This window comes from Pseudoalteromonas sp. NJ631 (genome assembly GCF_000276645.1).
Lineage (GTDB): Bacteria > Pseudomonadota > Gammaproteobacteria > Enterobacterales > Alteromonadaceae > Pseudoalteromonas > Pseudoalteromonas piscicida.
Map to the genome: position 1 here is coordinate 177,521 of NZ_AKXJ01000007.1, position 20,177 is coordinate 197,697.

Below are 20,177 nucleotides of genomic sequence, written 5' to 3' on the forward strand. Positions count from 1 at the left end.
CAAAATACGCACCAAGTTTTAAAGTCGATGACTGGTGTAATGACTAACCAAACAGATTAAACCTGCACGCTTAAGCTGCTGGCAACCTTTGTATGCAGAGGCCTTATCTGCAAATGCACCTAATTTGAGCCGATAATATTTCGTATTTTGAATATCTATTTGCTCGATATTCACTTCGCTTGTTGCAAAGTCTTGCGGTAACTTATCCTTGAGTTGCTCGTAGGTTTGCCTAAGCTTGGTATATTCCGTTGTAGAGGCCAATTGAATTGCAAATTCAGCTATCTCTACAGGCTGTTCTTGTTTCTCGGTGGGCTTTGTTTTTTGCTCTATCACTTGCTCGGGTTGCTCTGCTAAAAGCTCAGCATCCTTTTGCTTTGCAAGCGAATTTGATAGCTGCATCGCAATAACATCTAAATCTTCCTGCACTTCTTCAAACCTAGCAACCTGCTGTTTTAGCGCTCTGAGCTGCTCTACTTCTTGTTGTAAGGTGCTTACCTGCTGTTCCAATAAAGATATCTGCTTCTTCATTTGTAATGAGTCAAGTTGACTCTTGCTCGCAGTTGCTTGGCAACCACTTAACGCAACGAAACTGAGCATAATGAGGTGCCACTTAATTGATTGCATTGTTTTCTCTTTCATAAATAGTTAAGGCTTCCACTGTGCAAGAAACTTTGAAGGGAAGTAGATTTTGGCAAATATTTGCCGCATTTTGTGTGGCGTCATCTCTTAATATAAGTAAATAAGTGGCGTCGCCTTCTTTTTGCGCATACCCAAAACCACCGCTTAATAACGCGGGATAACGCTTAGCCAAAATCGCCGCATACACTTTTAATATCGTTAATGTCTTGAAGCGTCCAGCTACAGCAAACTCTTGCGTGGTTGCGCGCTGTCGTTGTAGTTCGTGATTTACATCAAGCAGTAAGTCTCCCTCTGCACTTAACTCCACTTCTATCTGTTGAGTACTGGCTACCGCGAGCCTTTTCGCATCACTTATCGCTGTACGGTAAGTCCCAGGCTTCAAACCAGTAAATACATAGTAGCCGTCATATGCCGTCTGAGTGCGCGCGACTTCGTTACCCGTTTCATCAAGTAAACTCACGGTGGTGAACCCTGCAGGTCGGCGCTCAGTACCCTCATTGATTTCAACAATACCTTCAACTTCCGACGAGTTTACAAATGGTATTTCAACATATTCAATATGACCGGGTCTTGGAGTGAATGAAAAGCCATCGTTAGCGGGAATTAAAAAGGGTTCGGGGATCGTTTCTTTGTCAACAATAATATCTGTTCGTTTGTAATTAACCATTGCGGGTAATAGAGCCACACCATCGTCGTTAGTTTTACCTTGTGCAAAGTTTTGTAATGCTTTTATAGTTACCCCCTTCAGCGGTAACTCCCCATCGTCAAGATAGCCGTTATTATTTTGGTCGATAAAAGCACGAACCATCAAAGAGCCAAACTGCGACAAGCGTTTGCCAGTTAAAAAAACCTGATCTATGGATTCGCCCGCTCCGATACTTACTTGTCCAGAGAGGCCTACTTGCCAGTTATCATCGTTATCGTATTGCAAGTCTGTTAACAACCTAAACTTCTCATGGTTCCAGCTCAATCCAAGTTCAGTTTTATTGTAATCGGCAGCAAAGTCTTTGTATAAGGTAATGCCAAGATCAAGCTCAGGACTTAGTTCTTTGCTCAACTCTAGCTCTGCGGATGTAATTTCATTAGAAGGTTTTATGTCATACCAAGTAGTAAAGCGACTATATATCCCAAACACCCTGCGCTGCCAGCGCAAGTAGCCACTCACATCGCTGGCTTGATTTGTCTGCTCTTGCCACACAAATTGGTTACTGAAAGTGCCCCAATAATTACCCGTACTAAACAGTAGCGACGCTTGCTCGGTGGTGTCTATATTAGCTCTATTAAGCTGAAAGTATTCAGCACGATAGTAAATCTTAGCGGCATCAAAAAGAGACCAATCTCCCGCCGCCGTTAATTTTATCTCGGTCGCATTTTCATCCCGTTCTAAATCTTCCTTTAGCTCAAATTTAGCACCTACCTGCTGGCCAAATAGACGGGTTCGAGTATTTGCAGATAGACGTTGGTTCGCTTCGCTCTTACTATAGTCAACATCCAGTAATAGTCGTTTATTAATATTGGTGTTAAACCCTGTAGAAAAGTACTGTTCCGAGGCGCTATTTTTCACACCTTGACGATGCTGCAAACCTGCATACACCGCAAAGTTTTTAGTAAGACCGTAGTCAAATCGACCATTTACTTGCCAGCTTGATGCTCCTGATTCCGCAGTCTTGTCGCCCAGTATACTTTTGCCCGTCTCAGTAATTGATACGGCAAAAAAGCCTTCACCTTCATTTACAGTGCTCTGTTCAACATAATAGGTCTGCACTTCTTTTGATACTTGACCTTGGCCTCCATACATCACCAGTTCAAAGGTATTTTCACCAAATAGTAAATCAATATTTTCAAACTCATAGCGCCCAGATTGGACATTATTTTCTTGTCCTATTAGCAATCCATTTCGATAAAGCTCTACGTCCCACCCTACCTGAACAGGACCTGAGATGACAATGCGCTGACGGTTCGTACGCCTATCTAACGGCGCGTTACTGAAGCTCACTCCTCGCCCTTCTTCATTTAGCGCATCAATTCCAACTTGAACACTCTGGACATCACCGAGCGATACCTTGGTAAAGTTGCCAAACGGTAAAACATCGGCTTTTTTAGAAGCACGGTTGAGGGATAATCGCGAACGATTAATCACATCCCCTTCTCTACCAGCAATAAAGTACTGAGCTTGCCAATAGGCGATGTCTTGCGAGCCAATAAGGGAATAAGACATCTGGCTAATGTCTTCAGTCACCTGCGCATTTATCTGAGCATCCAACACTGGTTTACCGATGCTTTGATAAGGACTTGACCGCCACGGTAATGTTGCGCTGGCATTGCGGTCAAAGCTAACAACCTCTCTTCCTAATCGCTGTTGCTGCGCTTCTATTGGCAGAACTTGCCTACTTTTAACCGTAAGAGATAAATCCTGTATATCGGTAAACAGGCTCACATCGAATAAGGTCGCAACGATATAATCGGCGAGAAATACCTCACCATTGATAACCTGAACGTCCTTATCACTCAATTGTGTTCGCTGTCCTTTGCTCTCAACTAAAAGCGCTTTGGCATTAAGACTAAAAGTGTTTTCAGGTGTGAAGAACCAGCCATCAAAAGTTCCTGACACATCTTCTGATACCACAAACCCCAAAGCTGAAAACAAGCTCAAGAGTTCCACATTGACGCCTTGTTCCGACGTCACCGCGATCACTTCACCTAAATATAAATTCCCTTTATAGGCGGATAAAAACAGTTCCGTACCAACATCAACCCGAGAGACCACCCGCTCACTTTGCTGTATCGCAAGTTTTGCTTTCACTCGTTCAACCCGTTCAAATAGCTGTTGCAAAGTATCAACCTGCGATGCCATAGCAGGTTGATAGCATAGTATGCCTATTAGTAACGTGCGCCAAATAGCGGGGGCTCTCATTACGTTCGCTTACCCTAAACTACAAAGATACCGAATCATCTACAAAGGTGCGGTCAGTGTACTCCTCATCACCCACATACTTGATTAAGACCTTGCCTGATGGCCCGAGCTTGATTGCAGGGTCTATCGAAAATTCTACACTCCTTTGATTAAGCTCTGGATATACGGCAAACTTATTTAATACTCCGATCCGCACTGGTTTAACGTCATTTTTCCCCTGCCAATAAGCGGATAGTTCGCCAAAGCTACTATATTTCCCAGTTCGATTCAGTAGTACCGTAATTGCCTGACGACCATTTTTCGCGTTGCTTACAATGACATCCTCAAGCTGTACTTGCGGGTTCGCATCGCCAACTCGTAGCATCACCGGAATGCTATAGCTCATCAGCACGTCAATATTGATACCTTCTTGCAGCTTGCCTTTATTATTCGGCAGCTCCCTAAAAAGCAAATGTGAGCGATACTCTCCTTGTTCCATATTCGCCTTTCTGCGCACAGCCAGCTTTATTACCTGACGCTCACCAGGCCCTAGTGTTACTTGCCTAGGTGAAATACGGATGAAATGGCTTGCAGCCATAGGGTTCATTTTTTGCTCGGCAAAGTTGGCATAACCACCTTCTTTAAGTGCTAGCTTCTCTTGAAATTCAAGTCGATAAGATTTGGTCACATCACCATTATTAATGATTGTAACCCTCTCAATTCTCTGACGCTCTTCGAAAGCAACCCGTGTTGGGGTGATCATCAGATTGGCGCTTACTTTACAGCAACAAAACAAAAGCAGCGTTAATATTAATTTATTCATAATTTAGTAAGACAAAGTTATTTCAACGTTCAAGGTTTGCACCCCATCCGATAGCGATTTACCGTTGCCAGCAAAGCGCAATTGACCACCGACCTTAAACCCACCAGACCCAACACTATCGGTGTAAATCGCCTTCTCGTGATACAGCTCAGTCAATTGGAAGGCATCGGATGCACCAAGATTCCAATAGCCAAACCAGTCGTTGTAAATGGTAGATTGGACGCTAATTTGGCGATTGTGAGGAAAATCGGTCAAGAGGATTTCTGCCGCATGACCAAACTCTACGAATAGAATATTGCTTGAGGTTTGTGGCCTAACATTAGGTTCTATTGTCACAGTGCCTGCGCTATTTTGGTCAATAATCGCAATAGTGCCAAAGCTCAATTTCTTAACGACCGATATATCTTGAGCTTTGGCCAAGTGACTGGCAAAAAGCAATGCCAGTACCATGTAACGCCACATGTTTTAGTAAGCGATTTCGATATCAACTTTACTGGTGTATACACCACCACCATACGTATCTGTTCCAGAAAGTGCTTTCGTACTTAATGTCGCACCAACGGAAAGCGTTGCGGCACCATTTGCATCAACCCTAAACTTGTTGTTTGTCACTTCACTATTAGGCTGTGCACCACTTACCACATAAAACTCAAAATCCTTTAAATCAAAAGAGGCATTACCCACGCTATCAACCGTAGTTGCGGCCGGAACCGTAATCGTTAGCTCAGTGTTTGGCGCTGCATCAGTGATATTGATAGAGCCTGCTCCACCTGTACTAATAAGGTTTATTACTGCGTCACCAGTATTCTTAATTTCAGGATCGGTCAGTGTTGGATCCGCCTCAATCTTCATCGTGGCGACATCAGCTGCATCGCCCTGCACTCGAATGATACCGAAATCAAGCGGATCACCAGCTTCCGCTGAAAATAAGTTTTTAACTTCTACTTTAACTTCAAGACGGGCAGTATCTTTAGCAATTGCTGAAGAAGTAAGTAAAGCAGCGGAAATAGAGCTTGCAACAAGCGCAGATTTAATCAGTGTTTTCATCTTTAAATTCCTTTAGGAGTCATTTTTATCATCACCGCAATGCCATTTTTTTGGTGACTTATTGTTTATCGTTCCCAAATGGGAAAACTTTAGTAAAAATTAAAGCATTAATCTCCTACAATCAATGCTTTGGATAGAAAATAGTCTACAGTAGATTTTTGCTTCTTGAGTTGATCTTAATCCAGAAACTGTTGCCCAATCCCGCATTTCAAATGCTTGAATTCGAAATTCGGCCTCAGAGAATATACTAGGAAACTTTCGCTTTACTGCCGCTAATAGCGCTTGATGTTGCTCAACTTGAGGCATGGAATTGATAGATAGGGGAAACAACTTAAGTTGAATTCCAGTCGTTTGATTCGCCTTTTGTTTACTGGCGGAATAACGCTTAACCTCTACGTCAGTAGTCGATGCTGCTTGGATATTATCGACGCTAGCTTGAGACTCTAACAAAGTCAGCAGGTTTGAGAGATCCTCTTCTAACGAGCTCAATCGCTTAATACTTTTGAGCTGTTGCTCACTTAACTGCGAGGGCTGCTGAACTGAATGACTACAGCCACCTAAGGTGATTACAGAGCCGAGTAGTAAAAGTTTAAAAAACTGAATATTCACAATAAGTTATAACAAAAATCCATTTTCTGCTATGGTACATAAATCGCGGTAAATAACCAAATGCTTTTACCGCAAATATCGGTACATTTAACTTTTTGCAATAGAATCGATAAGAGAAGCAAGCTCAGTCGAATACTCTTCTCTTCGCATCGCGTGCTCAACTATCGCTTTTAAATAGCCAATTTTACTTCCGCAATCATGGCTTTTTCCACGTAGCGAGTATGCATCCACTTGCTCTCGCTCCATCAACATAGCAATCGCATCGGTCAGTTGAATTTCACCACCAGCACCTAACGGTGTTTTTGCCAAAAGTGGCCAAATAGATTTGTTAAGTACGTAACGACCAACAACGGCTAAGTTTGAAGGTGCACTTTGCAGTTCAGGCTTTTCGACAATAGACTGCATGGCGCCCGACTCTCCTTGCGCGAGCGCTGCTCCTCCCAAGTCCACAATACCAAACTGGGAGACAAGTTCAGGCGCTACCGCTTCTACCATCACTTGGCTATTACCTGACGTTTTAAAACGCGCGATCATGTCAGCAAGATTATCTTTTGTTAGATCGCATGCAGCATCATCAACCAATACATCGGGCAGCATAACCACAAAGGGCTCATCGCCAATCACAGGGGCTGCGCAATTGATGGCATGACCAAGGCCACGAGCCTCACCTTGACGCACATGGATCAGCGTAACGCCTTTGGGGCATATAGATTGTACTTCTTCTAGCAGTTGACGCTTAACCCGCTTTTCCAGTGTCGCTTCCAGCTCAAAGCTCTTATCGAAGTGATTTTCAATTGAGTTTTTACTTGAATGAGTTACCAGTACAATTTCTTTGATGCCAGCCGCAGCTGCTTCATCTACTACATACTGGATCAAAGGCTTATCGACAATTGGCAGCATTTCTTTGGGAATGGCCTTCGTCGCGGGTAACATGCGGGTGCCAAGACCCGCCACTGGAATAACGGCTTTCATAAATGCTCCTAAATCGCGACCGGTGCCTTTATATGCGGGTGACATTCGTAGTTCACCAACTCAAAGTCCTCAAACTTAAAACCAAATATGTCTTTTACTTGAGGGTTGATCTGCATTTGTGGCTTCGCAAACGGCGCTCGGCTTAGCTGCTCTTCAACTTGTTCCATATGGTTGAGGTATAAATGGGCATCGCCGAAAGTATGTACGAAATCACCCACTTCTAAGTCACAAACTTGTGCAATCATCATCGTTAACAGTGCATAGCTTGCGATATTAAAAGGCACGCCTAAGAAAATATCCGCGCTGCGCTGATAAAGCTGACAAGAAAGCTTGCCATCAAGTACATAAAATTGGAATAACGTGTGGCAAGGTGGCAACGCTTGTTTGCCCATCGCTGCATTTTCTTTGGGTGAATAGTTAGTATCAGGCAAAAGCGCAGGGTTCCAAGCACTCACAATCAGGCGACGAGAGTCAGGGTTGGTTTTGATTTGCTCTACAACGTCTTTGATTTGATCTATAACTTCACCATTTGGCCCCGTCCAAGAGCGCCACTGGCTGCCATAAACTGGCCCTAAGTCCCCTTCATCCGTTGCCCAGCCATCCCAAATGCTAACGCCATTTTCCTTTAGGTATTTGATGTTAGTATCGCCTTGCAAGAACCAAAGTAGCTCGTGAATAATCGAGCGTAGATGACACTTTTTCGTCGTTACAAGTGGGAAGCCTTCTTGCAAGTTGAAGCGCATCTGGTATCCAAAAACACTCACAGTGCCAGTGCCCGTGCGGTCTTCTTTTTTTGTGCCATTATCACGCACATGGCGCATCAGTTCTAAATATTGCTTCATTGTTCGCTACTCTTTAACTTTTAACTTGCCCGGTAGATGGGTTGCTACCTTCTCGCTTATATGCCCACACCATAAGGATAGCGCCTGCAATCACCATAGGGAGGGATAAGATCTGACCTTGAGAAATAAAGCCACCATATAAGCCAATATGTGCATCTGGTTCACGGAAATACTCGATTGAGAAGCGGAACACACCGTAGCCGGCTAAAAATAGACCAGCTACACTGCCCGCTGGGCGCGGCTTTTTCCTAAACCATACCAACATCACAAACAATACCAACCCTTCAAAAAACGCTTCATAAAGTTGTGATGGGTGGCGCGGCTGTGGTCCGCCCGTTGGGAAAATAAATGCCCAAGGAACATCCGTTACGCGACCCCATAATTCGCCATTAATGAAGTTACCGATACGACCGGCAAAAAGCCCAACAGGCACCATAGGAACGACAAAGTCGCCTACCGATAAAATCGAACGTTTGTTTTTAAGCGCATACACGATAATCGCCGTGATAACGCCTAATGCACCGCCATGGAAAGACATACCGCCTTGGTCCACCCTAAACAAATAAAGCGGGTTTTCAATAAAGTGAGAGAATTGATAAAACAACACGTAACCAATTCGCCCGCCCAAGATCACGCCGAGCATACAGTAAAAAACTAGGTCGCCAACTTGGTCTTTATTCCAACCAGAGTTTGGTTTTTTTGCTTCTTTCCCTGCCCACCACATGGCGAACATAAAGCCGATCAAATACATCAATCCATACCAACGAACACTTAACGGTCCGATGGAGAAAATCACAGGGTCTATCTGTGGAAACTGCAAAGCCATAGCCTTTCCTTAATTCATTAACATATTGCCAGCGATAACAATGAGTAACGCCGCAAACACTTTCTTAATCGTTGTGACTGGTAAGTGGTGCGTAGCTTTAGCACCAATAGGCGCCATAAACCATGAAGTTGCCACTATACCAAACAAAGCCGGTAAATAGACAAAACCTAAAAATCCATGTTCAATGTCCACATGTTGGCTGCCTGAGGCGATATAGCCAAAGGAGCCAAAGATAGCGATAACGATACCACTGGCAGACGCACATCCTATCGCTTTTTTCATATCAACAGAGAAAAATGTCAGTAGTGGGACGATTAATGCTCCCCCGCCGATACCAATCATTGCAGACAGCGCCCCCGTTACAGAGGTTAGCATCGCAAGTATCGGTCCTTGCGGTATAACTCTGGTTGATTGTGGCGGTCTTCTGGAACTCCACGCCATTTTCAATGCAATGCCCACAACACTAACCACAAAAATAATTCTGACGAGTTTTTCAGGCAACATCACTGCGGCAAAACCACTGCCCAACGCGCCGACTGCCACACCTAACATCACCCATGGAGCAATGTGCCATGGAACATTGTCATTTTTATGATGCGCTTTGGCTGAAGATGTCGAAGTGAAAATAATGGAGGCGAGAGACGTCGCAATTGCAACCAACACCACTTGATCTGTGGGTATAACATTAAATTTGGTCAAGATAACAGATAAAATAGGGACTATCAGCAGCCCGCCGCCAATACCAAGCAGACCTGCCAAAAAACCAACTGCACAGCCAAGCAAAGCGCAAAGTACAACGATGAGTATAATAGTTTCCATCAACAAGCTCTTATTCTTATAGCGCCGTAATGGTAGCGTAAATAGCTTTAAGAAGCACCCTTTGCTTGGTGGCTGGTATAGAGTAATTCTGCAAAATGATGTTCTATCATAAATTCTTTAATAATCCGGCGCACTTGCTTAGATGAAGGTTGTGCTAAACAATTTTCAAGTAGAGCTTCCATATCCGTTACTCTCAGTCTGCGCAGCACCCATTTTACTTTGTTCAGTGATGAAATATTCATGCTCAAACGGCGATACCCCATTGCAATAAGCAAGATTGCTCCCTCAGGCTCACCGCCTAATTCTCCACACAGGCTAAAAGGCAGCTCGTGTAATTCACACTGCTGTGCAATCTGGTTTAACACTCGCAATACACTGGGATGATAAGGGTCAAAAAGATCTGCCACTTGTGCGTTGGTTCTATCCACTGCTAATAAATACTGCGTCAAATCGTTACTGCCCACAGAGCAAAAATCGATTTTTTTCGACCACTCAGGTAACAAGTACACGCTAGACGGTACTTCAAGCATTACGCCGATTTCTGGCCGGTCGATGGTATAAAAAGGATCAGCCCATTCATCTTGCAGCTCAAAACAAGCCTGCTCAATGAGTGCCATCGCTTCATCTATTTCCTCACTATGACCCACCATAGGCAACATGATCTGTAAATTGCCAAGACCTGCGTTTGCTTTGATCATCGCTTTGATTTGATCCAAAAAAAGCTCGGGATGATCCAACGATACACGAATGCCTCGCCACCCTAAAAATGGGTTTTCTTCTTTGATATCAAAGTAATCTAGAATTTTGTCGCCACCGATATCTAAAGTCCGCATTACTACGGGCTCAGGGTGATAACGTGATAGCACCTCGCGATACCAGACTTCTTGCTCCGATTGTGTTGGGAATTGGCCTTTTTGCATAAACCAAGACTCAGTACGATAAAGACCAACGCCATCACAATAACTGGCGCTTAATGTCTCGGTCGATAGATCAAGCCCAGCATTTAAGAGTAAATTTATACGCTCACCATCGAGTGTAATAGGCGGCAAATCATGTTCCGCCTCAAACTTATCATGCAGAATGTTGTCTTTACGTTTAATTTCAACGTACTCATTGACCAACATTTGCGAAGGCGAAATATAAAGCCGTCCAGAATACGCATCCATGATCATAGACTTACCATCAAACTGTAATAATGGAATGTCTTCTATGCCCCAAATAGCGGGGACGCCCATCGCGCGAGTGAGAATGGAAGCATGAGAGTTGGCCGAGCCATGCACACTGACTACCCCTTTGAGCTTTTCTTTTGGTACTTGCGCTAACATAGTTGGGGTCAAGGTATGGGCGATTAGAATCGTATTATCTGGATAGTGTTTAACAGCTTGCTCAGTTGAGACTAAATGCTGGAGCACGCGCAGGCCAATATCATTAACATCAATCGCACGCTCTTTGATATAAGGGTCGCTCATCATATCAAACTGAGCCACTAGCTTTTCGATAACAAGCTTTAGCGCGGTTTTTGCGTTCCAGCCTTGTTGTATTTCAGACTCCACTTGTTTACCTAAACTCTTGGCATCCAAAAGCTGTTGGTAAACCTCAAACACAGCTACCGCTTCTTTTGGAATATCATCACTCAGAGTTTTGGCTAAAATATGAAACTCTTGCCGAGTCGCGGCCACCGCTTGATGAAACAGCTGAATTTGCTGCTGAATATTGTCACTATGCTGCGGTTCAATACTCGCAAAATCAATATGGGGTAACACCACATAACCATCACCTAAGGCAATACCTGGTGCACTCGATACCCCTTTTAACACTGAGGTTCTGTGACTGCTTGCATCTTGTTGAAGTAAAGTTTGGATCTCGGTGTTGGCAAGCTGTGAAGCCAATTGCGCTGAAAGCGTAATAAGAAAGGACTCTTCATCATGGCTAAATACACGAGCAATCTTTTGCTGCACCACAATAACCCCAAGCACTTTACGCTGGTGTACAACGGGCACTGATAAGAAAGCATTGTAGCCTTCTTCATTGACCTCAGGTGACAGTTTGAATCTTGGGTGTGATTGGGCGTGGGCAACGTTAATTGGCTCTTCACGCTGGGCAACAAGACCGACAAGGCCTTCGGTAAATCCCATTCGGAATTTTCCGATTGCTTCAGGGTTTAAGCCATCCGTTGCCATCAGGATAAAGTTATCTTGACTGTAATCGGCAAAATAAACTGAGCAGCATTCAGTGTGCATGGCATCTTTGACCATAGTAACAAAGCAATTTAACGCGCTTTGTAGGTCACTTTGCTGTGCCACTGACTCAGCAATCGATCTTAACGTTGCTAACACCTGCTGCTCCTATTTTTATCGTTTTGTGCGCCAGAAATCCTTCTGCCCTTGCTGTTCACGTTTACCAAATGGCATCGCAAACGGAGCGAATTCCTTCATCACTCGACGATAGACATCACGCTTAAACGATACAACTTGACGTACTGGATACCAATAGCTGACCCAGCGCCAATCATCGAACTCAGGGTGATGCGTACGTAATAAGTCTACGTCTTCATCTTTACACCTAAGTTTCAATAAAAACCATTTCTGCTTTTGCCCAATACAAACTGGGCTTGAATCTCGTCTAATTAACCTTTTTGGTAGTTTGTAACGTAACCAATGTTTAGAACTTGCTACTATTTCAACATCTTCTGGCCTAAGTCCAACTTCTTCATGAAGTTCACGATACATCGTTTGCTCAGGTGTTTCCCCTTGATCTATTCCGCCTTGAGGAAATTGCCAAGAGTGTTGTCCGTAACGACGGGCCCAAAAAACCTGCCCCTGATTATTACAAATCACTATTCCGACATTGGCACGAAACCCTTCGGCATCAATCACCTTAGTGCCTCATTTATAAGTCGATTTTTAATGATTGTTCCACAACTCCCGCGTCACGGCAAATTTAATTCCATTCTATACCTAAATTATCTCAGCATACTCTCAAGTTACCCACAACTTGTGCATAACTAAGTATTTTCCAGTTCAAATTACGAACAAATCCACAATTGCACACTTCAAACCTCAGGTTTTCCACATATTCTGTGGATAATTATGTTTATAGTCTTGTATTTATCCAAAGCCATACGTTTTCCAAACCGCTCTGACTGTAGCAAAATAAAAATAACCTCATATTTATCATATAGATAATAAAGTTATTACTTTAACCATATGTTGAAATAACAAGCCACACTTAAGTTGAGTGTAAAATAACCAACTTACTTCACCACATGATTTCTTTTATAATCGTGTTTTTAAGGGATAGACTCAGGAGTATCGCTTGCCATCAGTTACACCACCACGCTCTGTGGGCGAACTTATGCAACGTGTTGAAAACATAGCCGGTTTAACATTGGGAGAACTCGCTCAGCAGCTCTCGTTTAAAACACCACAAGATTTGCTCAAAGAGAAAGGCTGGGTAGGACAACTCATAGAAGCAGCCTTAGGTGCTACCGCGGGCTCAAAGCCTGTACCTGATTTTGAGCATATTGGCGTTGAACTCAAGACTTTGCCAATAAGCTATCAAGGCAAACCGCTAGAGACCACCTATGTTTCTGTCGTGCCGCTGACTCAGTTAACAGGATTAACGTGGGAAGCGTCGAGTGTTAAAAAGAAATTAGCTCACGTTCTTTGGCTACCCATATTAGCCGAACGAGAAATTCCTTTAATAGATAGGGTTATTGGACACGGCTTCTTATGGCGGCCAGACGCGCATCAAGAGCAGTTGTTACGAAGAGACTGGGAAGAGCAAATCGAGTTAATTGCTACAGGTCATGTAGACCAAATCTCAGGGCATCTTGGAGAAGTCATGCAAATAAGGCCAAAGGCAGCAAATGCCAAAGCGCTCACTGACGCCATAGGGCCGAACGGTAAAATAGTGCAAACTTTGCCAAGAGGTTTTTATTTGAAAATCAATTTCACTCAATCGATATTAGCGCAAGAGTTTGGTGCTTAAAAACACCTGTTGACTTTTTGTACAAAAAGTACAAATGTAACACAACCAACATTTTGTATGGATTTGGTTAACATTTATATTTTTTATAGAAGGAAACGACAATGAAATTAAAGTTCAACAAAAAATCGATTAAAGAGCTTAGTGTGAACAAAACACTTGCTACTAAGATAACGCCGGCAGTTGCTGGAGGTAATGGTCCTGCAACGATGGGTGATGCTTGTAATTCACTTCAAGTCTGTTGGACATTTAGAAATGGCCAAGCAAATTGTGAAATTTGGGGTGATGACCGTTAGCAATAAAAAACGCCAGTAACTAAACTGGCGTTTTTACAATACATCAAGTAATGCTAATTACTGACCTTTGATTTCACTACGGCCTTTGTATACCGCTTTTTCACCTAGCGCTTCTTCAATACGTAGCAATTGGTTGTACTTAGCTACACGGTCCGAACGGCAAAGTGAACCTGTTTTAATTTGACCTGCCGCTGTCGCCACAGCTAAATCAGCAATGGTAGCGTCTTCAGTTTCACCAGAGCGGTGTGAAATAACGGCAGTAAAGCCAGCATCTTGCGCCATTTTGATGGCATCAAGCGTTTCAGACAGTGAACCAATCTGATTGAATTTAATCAAGATTGAGTTACCAATGCTCTCTTCAATACCACGCTTTAAAATCTTAGTGTTAGTAACAAAAAGATCATCACCCACTAGCTGAACTTTATCGCCAATTTTATCTGTTAGGACTTTCCAGCCAGCCCAGTCACTTTCGTCTAGGCCATCTTCGATTGATACAATTGGGTAACGTGCTGCAAGATCGGCCAAGAAGCCAGCAAAACCTTCCGAGTCGAATGTTTTACCTTCGCCCTTTAGGTCATACTTGCCATCGACATAAAACTCAGACGCTGCACAGTCAAGTGCTAGTGTTACGTCTTTGTTCATTTCGTAGCCAGCTGCTGCAACCGCTTCAACAATTACTTCTAGCGCCTCTTCATTTGACTTAAGGTCTGGAGCAAAACCACCTTCATCACCAACAGCAGTGTTCAGGCCACGTGACTTAAGTACGTTTTTCAGGCTATGGAAGATTTCAGCACCCATACGTAACGCTTCACGGAAGCTCTTTGCGCCAACAGGCTGAACCATAAACTCTTGAATATCAACGTTGTTATCCGCGTGCTCACCACCATTGATAATGTTCATCATCGGAACTGGCATTGAGTACTGACCTGCTGTACCGTTGATGTCTGCGATATGTTCGTATAGCGCCACGCCTTTGTCTTGTGCAGCTGCTTTTGCTGTTGCTAGAGATACCGCAAGGATAGCGTTCGCACCTAGTTTTTCTTTGTTTTCAGTGCCATCTAAGTCCAACATGATTTGGTCGATTGCACGTTGCTCTAGCGCGTTTTGACCTTCAAGTGCTGCCGCGATTTCGTTATTTACGTAGTTTACCGCTGTTAATACACCTTTACCTAAGTAACGAGACTTATCACCGTCACGTAGCTCTAGTGCTTCACGGGTACCCGTAGATGCACCTGATGGCGCACATGCACGGCCCCATGCACCTGACTCTAGGTGTACGTCCGCTTCTACTGTTGGGTTACCGCGTGAGTCCATAACTTCACGGCCAATCACTCTAACGATTTTTGACATCTTGATTCCTCTTATTCCCAAAGTGGTGTGTGTTGCACTGCTCTGTCGCAGGCGAATTCAGGGTCAATAAACCCGCTTTAAAGTTTGCCTTATCTCTGTTGCTTCGCAAAGTGAAGAATTTACACGTATCACATCGACGCGCCGGTAGATAAGAAAAAGTTTGGCGATAAACACTACACTTAGCGCCTATTGCAAAACCTTCTGCAACAAAAAAGCCGTGCAAGAGCACGGCTTTTTCTTATTACGAAGATGCTTTTTGGTGGCTGTATGCCGCCGCAACAAAGCCTTCAAATAATGGGTGACCATCACGAGGCGTTGACGTGAACTCAGGGTGGAACTGAGCCGCGATAAACCAAGGGTGATCTTTATTCTCGATAATTTCAACTAGCTTCTTGTCTTCTGACAGACCAGTAAATTGCAGACCCGCTTTTTCAAGCTCAGCAACATAGTTGTTGTTTACTTCATAGCGGTGACGGTGACGCTCAACGATTTCGGCATTACCGTATACTTCACGCACCTTAGAGCCCTCTTTTAAGTGGCAAAGCTGCGCGCCAAGACGCATAGTGCCACCAAGATCAGAATCGTGGTCACGTACTTCAATCTTACCGTCAGCATCTAACCACTCAGTGATCAGACCTACTACTGGGTGTGGGCTTTCAAGATCAAATTCAGTTGAGTTAGCACCAGTCAGACCTGCAACGTTACGCGCATACTCGATTAACGCAACTTGCATCCCTAAACAAATGCCTAAGTATGGTACTTTGTTTTCACGTGCATACTTTGCAGCTAAAATCTTACCTTCAACGCCACGGTTACCAAAGCCACCAGGCACTAAGATAGCATCAAGGTGCTCAAGTAACTCAGTGCCTTTGCTCTCGATATCTTGAGAGTCAACATATTCAATATTCACCGTTAAACGGTTTTTCAAACCAGCATGCTTCAACGCTTCGTTGACTGATTTATATGCGTCCGGTAATTCGATATATTTACCAACCATACCAATTGTCACTTCACCAGTAGGATTTGACTCTTGATAAAGTACTTGTTCCCACTCAGATAAATCCGCTTCTGGACGTTCAAGGTAGAAACGACGACAAATGATGTTATCAAGCTCTTGCGACTTCAATAGCGCAGGGATTTTGTAAATACTATCTACGTCTTGTAGTGAGATAACTGCTTTTTCTTCCACGTTTGTGAATAGTGCAATCTTCGCGCGCTCGTTCGCTGGTAGTTTACGATCTGAACGACAGATCAAAATATCAGGTTGAATACCGATTGAACGAAGCTCTTTCACAGAGTGTTGAGTTGGCTTAGTTTTCACTTCACCCGCAGGGCCTAAGAAAGGCACTAGCGTCAAATGCATAAACAAAGCGCTCTCACGACCAAGCTCTGTGCCTAGCTGACGAATTGCTTCTAGGAAAGGTTGTGACTCGATATCACCAACCGTACCACCGATCTCTACGATAGCAACATCATGGCCTTCCGCGCCTTCAAGCACGCGACGCTTGATGTCGTTTGTGATGTGAGGAATAACCTGAATAGTGGCACCTAAGTACTCACCTCTGCGCTCTTTGCGCAACACGTCTTCAAATACACGGCCTTGTGTAAAGTTGTTACGCTTGGTCATTTTAGTGCGAATAAAACGCTCGTAGTGACCAAGATCAAGGTCGGTTTCCGCGCCGTCTTCGGTTACGAATACTTCACCGTGTTGGATAGGGCTCATGGTCCCAGGGTCAACATTGATGTAAGGATCCAGCTTTAGAATCGTTACTTTCAAGCCACGTGCTTCTAAAATAGCGGCTAAAGAAGCAGCTGCAATACCTTTACCCAAGGAGGATACTACTCCGCCCGTTACGAAGATAAATTTTGTACTCATGCGAACCCTAGAAATTTCAGGAAAATTGGAATTTAAATAAGAATCAAGACGGGGCGATAGTATAGCAAAAGCACCTAAGTCATTCCAGCTAAAAATGACTTAGCACGGTAATATATTTTATCAGGAGGTCGTTTTAAGTAACGAACAAACCGTAAAGTCAGTCTCTGTTTTTACTGCGTTGACGACGTTTCACTGTCTCCCAAGCACCATCCATCTCCTCCAAGCTCGCATCTTTAAGTGATAGTGAGGACTCATTCAAAACGGCTTCGACTTGCACAAAGCGATTTCTAAATTTCTCGTTGGCTTGACGTAGCAGCTGCTCCGGATCTCGTTTTATATGTCGGCTCACATTCACAGTTGCAAACAACAAGTCGCCCACCTCTTCCGCCGTATGTTCAGAGAGTGGATCAACTTGCAGCGCCTCGCTCACCTCTGCGACTTCCTCTTGTACTTTATCCCACGCGCCGTGGTAACTTGGCCAGTCAAATCCGAGTTTGGCTGCTTGCTTTTGAATTTTGTAGGCTTTTGATAATGCAGGCAAGCTGCTTGGAATATCCGCCGCGAACGCCCCTTGTTTTTGTGCCTGTTTTTCTTGCTGTTTAATGGCGTGCCATTGCTGCTCAAGCTCTGCTTCGCTTAAGCTTTCATGCTTTTCAAATACATGAGGGTGACGTCTCACTAATTTGTCATTGAGAGTTTGCACTATGTCAGCAAAATCAAACAACCCCTGCTCTTTTCCAAGCTGAGCATAAAAAATCACTTGGAACAGCAAGTCTCCCAACTCTTCTTTTAAGTGAGCAAAGTCGCCTTGCTCGATAGCATCGGCAACTTCGTGTGCTTCTTCTAACGTATGGGGTACAATGGTATTAAAGGTTTGCTTCTTATCCCAGTCGCATCCAGTGCTTGGGTCGCGCAGCTGCGACATAATCTCTAGCAGCTGCTCTATCCCCATTGCTGTAGAAGGCTTAGAGTCGTTTAGCATCAAAAACACCTTCGATTTGCATCAATTTAGTCAGCAAGCGATGCATAGCAGAAAGGTCATCCACCTCTACCTTCATCATAAATACTGCTACGTTTTTATCGTCTTGTGTTTGTACGTTCATATTGAGCACATTGACTTTTTCATTGGCAAGCACAGAGCTAATGTCTCGGATCAGCCCTTGACGGTCGTGCGCTTCAATTTTTAATGTAATGGCGTACGACGCTTTAACATCATCTGACCAACTGACCGCAATCTCACGCTCTGGATGTACATCCGTAATATGAGCAAATGACTCACAATCAGAGCGATGCACAGCAATACCTCGCCCTTGCGTGATGTAACCCACAATTTCATCGCCCGGTACCGGCTCACAGCATTTCGCCATATGACTCATCAAGCTGCCAACCCCATCAACCACCACTGCGTTTTTGTCGCCTTTAGTGTGTTTTGGCGAGGAGATTTTTAACTTAGGTGTATCCTCAGGTTTATCTTGAACGTAGTTCAGGAATTGGTTGATACGAATATCACCGGCACCAATCGCCACCATTAAATCGTCGAGCTCTTTAAAGTTAAAGCGGTCAATCGCGGGTTCTAAATCTTTATAGGTAATATCTAGTTTTTGCAGATGACTATCTAAAATCTCCTTACCCGCTTGAAGATTTTTGTCTCTATCTTGCTGCTTAAACCAGTGATGGATCTTACTGCGCGCTCTTGAAGAATGAATATATCCCAGCGACGGGTTTAACCAGTCTCGACTTGGCGAAGCATTTTTCTGGGTAAGAATTTCTACCTGATCGCCGGTGCGCAATGTGTAAGTGAAAGGCACTATTTTACCAAACACTTTTGCACCAATGCAGCGATGTCCAACATTGGAATGAATGTAGTATGCAAAGTCGAGCGGCGTCGAGCCTAACGGCAAATCAAAGATATCGCCCTTGGGCGTGAATACATAAACGCGGTCCTCGACAACCTGATTCTTTAGCTCATCAGCTATTTCACTACCATCTACCACTTCTTCTTGCCACTGCAACAGTTTGCGTAGCCAGCTAATTTTTTGCTCGTATCCTGAGTTTCTGCCCGGCAATGCACCTTCTTTGTACATCCAATGTGCCGCTACTCCAAGCTCTGCATCTCGATGCATGGCCTCGGTGCGAATTTGGATTTCTACCGTTTTGCCCTCAGGACCAAATACCACGGTGTGGATAGACTGATAGCCGTTTTGCTTAGGCGTAGCAATATAGTCGTCAAACTCTTTGTTTAAATGTCGCCAACTGGTGTGCACAATACCCAAAGCGGCGTAGCAATCTTGAATTTCATCTACCACCACTCGCATCGCGCGAATGTCGAACAACTGTTCGAATTCATAGCTTTTCTGCGCCATTTTTTTATAAATGCTGTAAATATGTTTAGGGCGACCGTAGACCTGCGCTTTAATGCCTGCATCCGCAAGTTTTTGTGCCACCGAATTAACCATATTTTCCATATAAGCTTCGCGGTCTAGGCGTTTATCAGAAAGCTTCTTGGCAATAGACTTATACGTATCCGGATGTAAATAACGGAACGAGAGATCTTCAAGTTCCCATTTTAATTGACCAATCCCCAACCGATTCGCAAGTGGCGCAAAAATATTTGCTGCGGCTTTTGCAGCAACAACTCTTTCTTCTTCCGATGCTTTCTTAACCGCACGCAAATGGCAGATTTGCTCAGCAAGTTTAATCACTACAGCACGCACATCTTCCACCATAGCGAGTAACATACGGCGGATATTATCGACTTGTACCTTACCCGAGCTTTGGTGTGCCAAAGTGCTAATGGTGTCCATGTTTTCCACCCCTCTTAAAAGCAGCGAGATGTTTTTGCCAAGCGCTTCCTCTACTTGCTCAAGGGACAACTTTCCAGCAACAAAATAAGGAGTTAAAAACGCGGTTGCTAAGGATTCGCTATCAAAATTTAAGTCTGCAAGGATCTCTACCATTTCGATGGCATTATTGAGATGTTCCGTTGACTCATCCGCGGGACAAAGTTCATAGGCCTTTTGCAGCCATTCTCTTTGATCCTCAGACAAGTTTAAGATAGTGAGTCGCGCATCAAACTCTAGTGGCAAAGTGGTTTGATGCGACTGCCGAGTAGCAACCATGTTTTGATACCTCCTTAAAATTACTTACCCGCCTCATTTTCGGGTAAATTATTTAACCTAATGCTCGGGCAATAACGGC

The 20,177-nt window shown here is 44.0% G+C and carries 18 protein-coding genes; 2 read left to right on the forward strand and 16 right to left on the reverse strand.

All coding sequences use genetic code 11. The features are described 5' to 3' along the window. Positions 1-18: 18 nt before the first annotated feature. From A587_RS0114040 to rppH, 12 genes are all read right to left on the reverse strand, one after another. On the reverse strand, positions 19-624 hold the full coding sequence (locus tag A587_RS0114040) for an SPOR domain-containing protein (protein ID WP_017218094.1): 606 nt from the start codon (positions 622-624) through the stop codon (positions 19-21). After that, entirely contained in the window at positions 611-3,553 is a 2,943-nt protein-coding gene (locus A587_RS0114045) for a hypothetical protein (RefSeq protein WP_232288071.1), read from the reverse strand. Before A587_RS0114045 ends, A587_RS0114040 begins: the two co-directional genes overlap by 14 nt. Before the next feature lie 19 nt (positions 3,554-3,572). Further along, the gene (locus tag A587_RS0114050) at positions 3,573-4,295 is read right to left on the reverse strand and encodes a fimbria/pilus periplasmic chaperone (RefSeq protein ID WP_017218096.1); all 723 of its coding nucleotides are present in this window, start codon (positions 4,293-4,295) and stop codon (positions 3,573-3,575) included. A 63-nt stretch (positions 4,296-4,358) separates the two neighbouring features. Further along, positions 4,359-4,805 carry a DUF4402 domain-containing protein gene (locus tag A587_RS0114055; RefSeq protein ID WP_017218097.1) on the reverse strand — a complete coding sequence of 149 codons (447 nt, stop codon included), beginning with the start codon at positions 4,803-4,805 and terminating at the stop codon, positions 4,359-4,361. Positions 4,806-4,820: 15 nt separating this feature from the next. Further along, a complete protein-coding gene (locus A587_RS0114060) occupies positions 4,821-5,402 on the reverse strand; it encodes a DUF4402 domain-containing protein (RefSeq protein ID WP_010606289.1) in 582 nt (193 codons plus the stop codon). A 99-nt stretch (positions 5,403-5,501) separates the two neighbouring features. Continuing rightward, a complete protein-coding gene (locus A587_RS0114065; protein ID WP_017218098.1) occupies positions 5,502-6,011 on the reverse strand; it encodes a hypothetical protein in 510 nt (169 codons plus the stop codon). Between the two features lie 87 nt (positions 6,012-6,098). Then, a complete protein-coding gene (gene galU / locus A587_RS0114070) occupies positions 6,099-6,983 on the reverse strand; it encodes a UTP--glucose-1-phosphate uridylyltransferase GalU (RefSeq protein ID WP_017218099.1) in 885 nt (294 codons plus the stop codon). Between the two features lie 8 nt (positions 6,984-6,991). Then, entirely contained in the window at positions 6,992-7,825 is an 834-nt protein-coding gene (locus A587_RS0114075) for a thymidylate synthase (RefSeq protein ID WP_010369327.1), read from the reverse strand. A gap of 13 nt (positions 7,826-7,838) precedes the next feature. Further along, on the reverse strand, positions 7,839-8,651 hold the full coding sequence (gene lgt, locus A587_RS0114080) for a prolipoprotein diacylglyceryl transferase (RefSeq protein WP_017218100.1): 813 nt from the start codon (positions 8,649-8,651) through the stop codon (positions 7,839-7,841). Between the two features lie 9 nt (positions 8,652-8,660). Next, the gene (locus A587_RS0114085; protein WP_010369329.1) at positions 8,661-9,470 is read right to left on the reverse strand and encodes a sulfite exporter TauE/SafE family protein; all 810 of its coding nucleotides are present in this window, start codon (positions 9,468-9,470) and stop codon (positions 8,661-8,663) included. 47 nt (positions 9,471-9,517) lie between these two features. Then, positions 9,518-11,806, reverse strand: coding sequence for a phosphoenolpyruvate--protein phosphotransferase (gene ptsP / locus A587_RS0114090; RefSeq protein ID WP_017218101.1), 2,289 nt, complete (start codon positions 11,804-11,806; stop codon positions 9,518-9,520). Between the two features lie 15 nt (positions 11,807-11,821). Then, positions 11,822-12,346: an RNA pyrophosphohydrolase gene (gene rppH, locus A587_RS0114095; protein WP_010369331.1), complete on the reverse strand. Its 525-nt coding sequence runs from the start codon at positions 12,344-12,346 to the stop codon at positions 11,822-11,824. A gap of 439 nt (positions 12,347-12,785) precedes the next feature. On the opposite strand from rppH, the gene mutH reads away from it, so the two are divergent. Together mutH and A587_RS0114105 are read left to right on the forward strand one after the other, a co-directional pair. Continuing rightward, positions 12,786-13,460: a DNA mismatch repair endonuclease MutH gene (gene mutH, locus A587_RS0114100; protein WP_010369332.1), complete on the forward strand. Its 675-nt coding sequence runs from the start codon at positions 12,786-12,788 to the stop codon at positions 13,458-13,460. 101 nt (positions 13,461-13,561) lie between these two features. Then, positions 13,562-13,753 carry a hypothetical protein gene (locus A587_RS0114105; protein WP_017218102.1) on the forward strand — a complete coding sequence of 64 codons (192 nt, stop codon included), beginning with the start codon at positions 13,562-13,564 and terminating at the stop codon, positions 13,751-13,753. Between the two features lie 57 nt (positions 13,754-13,810). Here A587_RS0114105 and eno read toward each other — a convergent pair whose 3' ends face one another. The 4 genes from eno to relA form a co-directional block, all read right to left on the reverse strand. Next, on the reverse strand, positions 13,811-15,103 hold the full coding sequence (gene eno, locus A587_RS0114110) for a phosphopyruvate hydratase (protein WP_010606280.1): 1,293 nt from the start codon (positions 15,101-15,103) through the stop codon (positions 13,811-13,813). A 241-nt stretch (positions 15,104-15,344) separates the two neighbouring features. Then, the gene (locus tag A587_RS0114115; RefSeq protein WP_010369341.1) at positions 15,345-16,979 is read right to left on the reverse strand and encodes a CTP synthase; all 1,635 of its coding nucleotides are present in this window, start codon (positions 16,977-16,979) and stop codon (positions 15,345-15,347) included. A gap of 157 nt (positions 16,980-17,136) precedes the next feature. Further along, a complete protein-coding gene (gene mazG / locus A587_RS0114120) occupies positions 17,137-17,961 on the reverse strand; it encodes a nucleoside triphosphate pyrophosphohydrolase (protein ID WP_017218103.1) in 825 nt (274 codons plus the stop codon). Beyond that, positions 17,945-20,098 (reverse strand): GTP diphosphokinase, encoded by a 2,154-nt coding sequence (gene relA, locus A587_RS0114125; RefSeq protein ID WP_017218104.1) that lies wholly within the window; start codon positions 20,096-20,098, stop codon positions 17,945-17,947. The genes mazG and relA overlap by 17 nt, the downstream gene beginning before the upstream one ends. Positions 20,099-20,177: the final 79 nt, after the last annotated feature.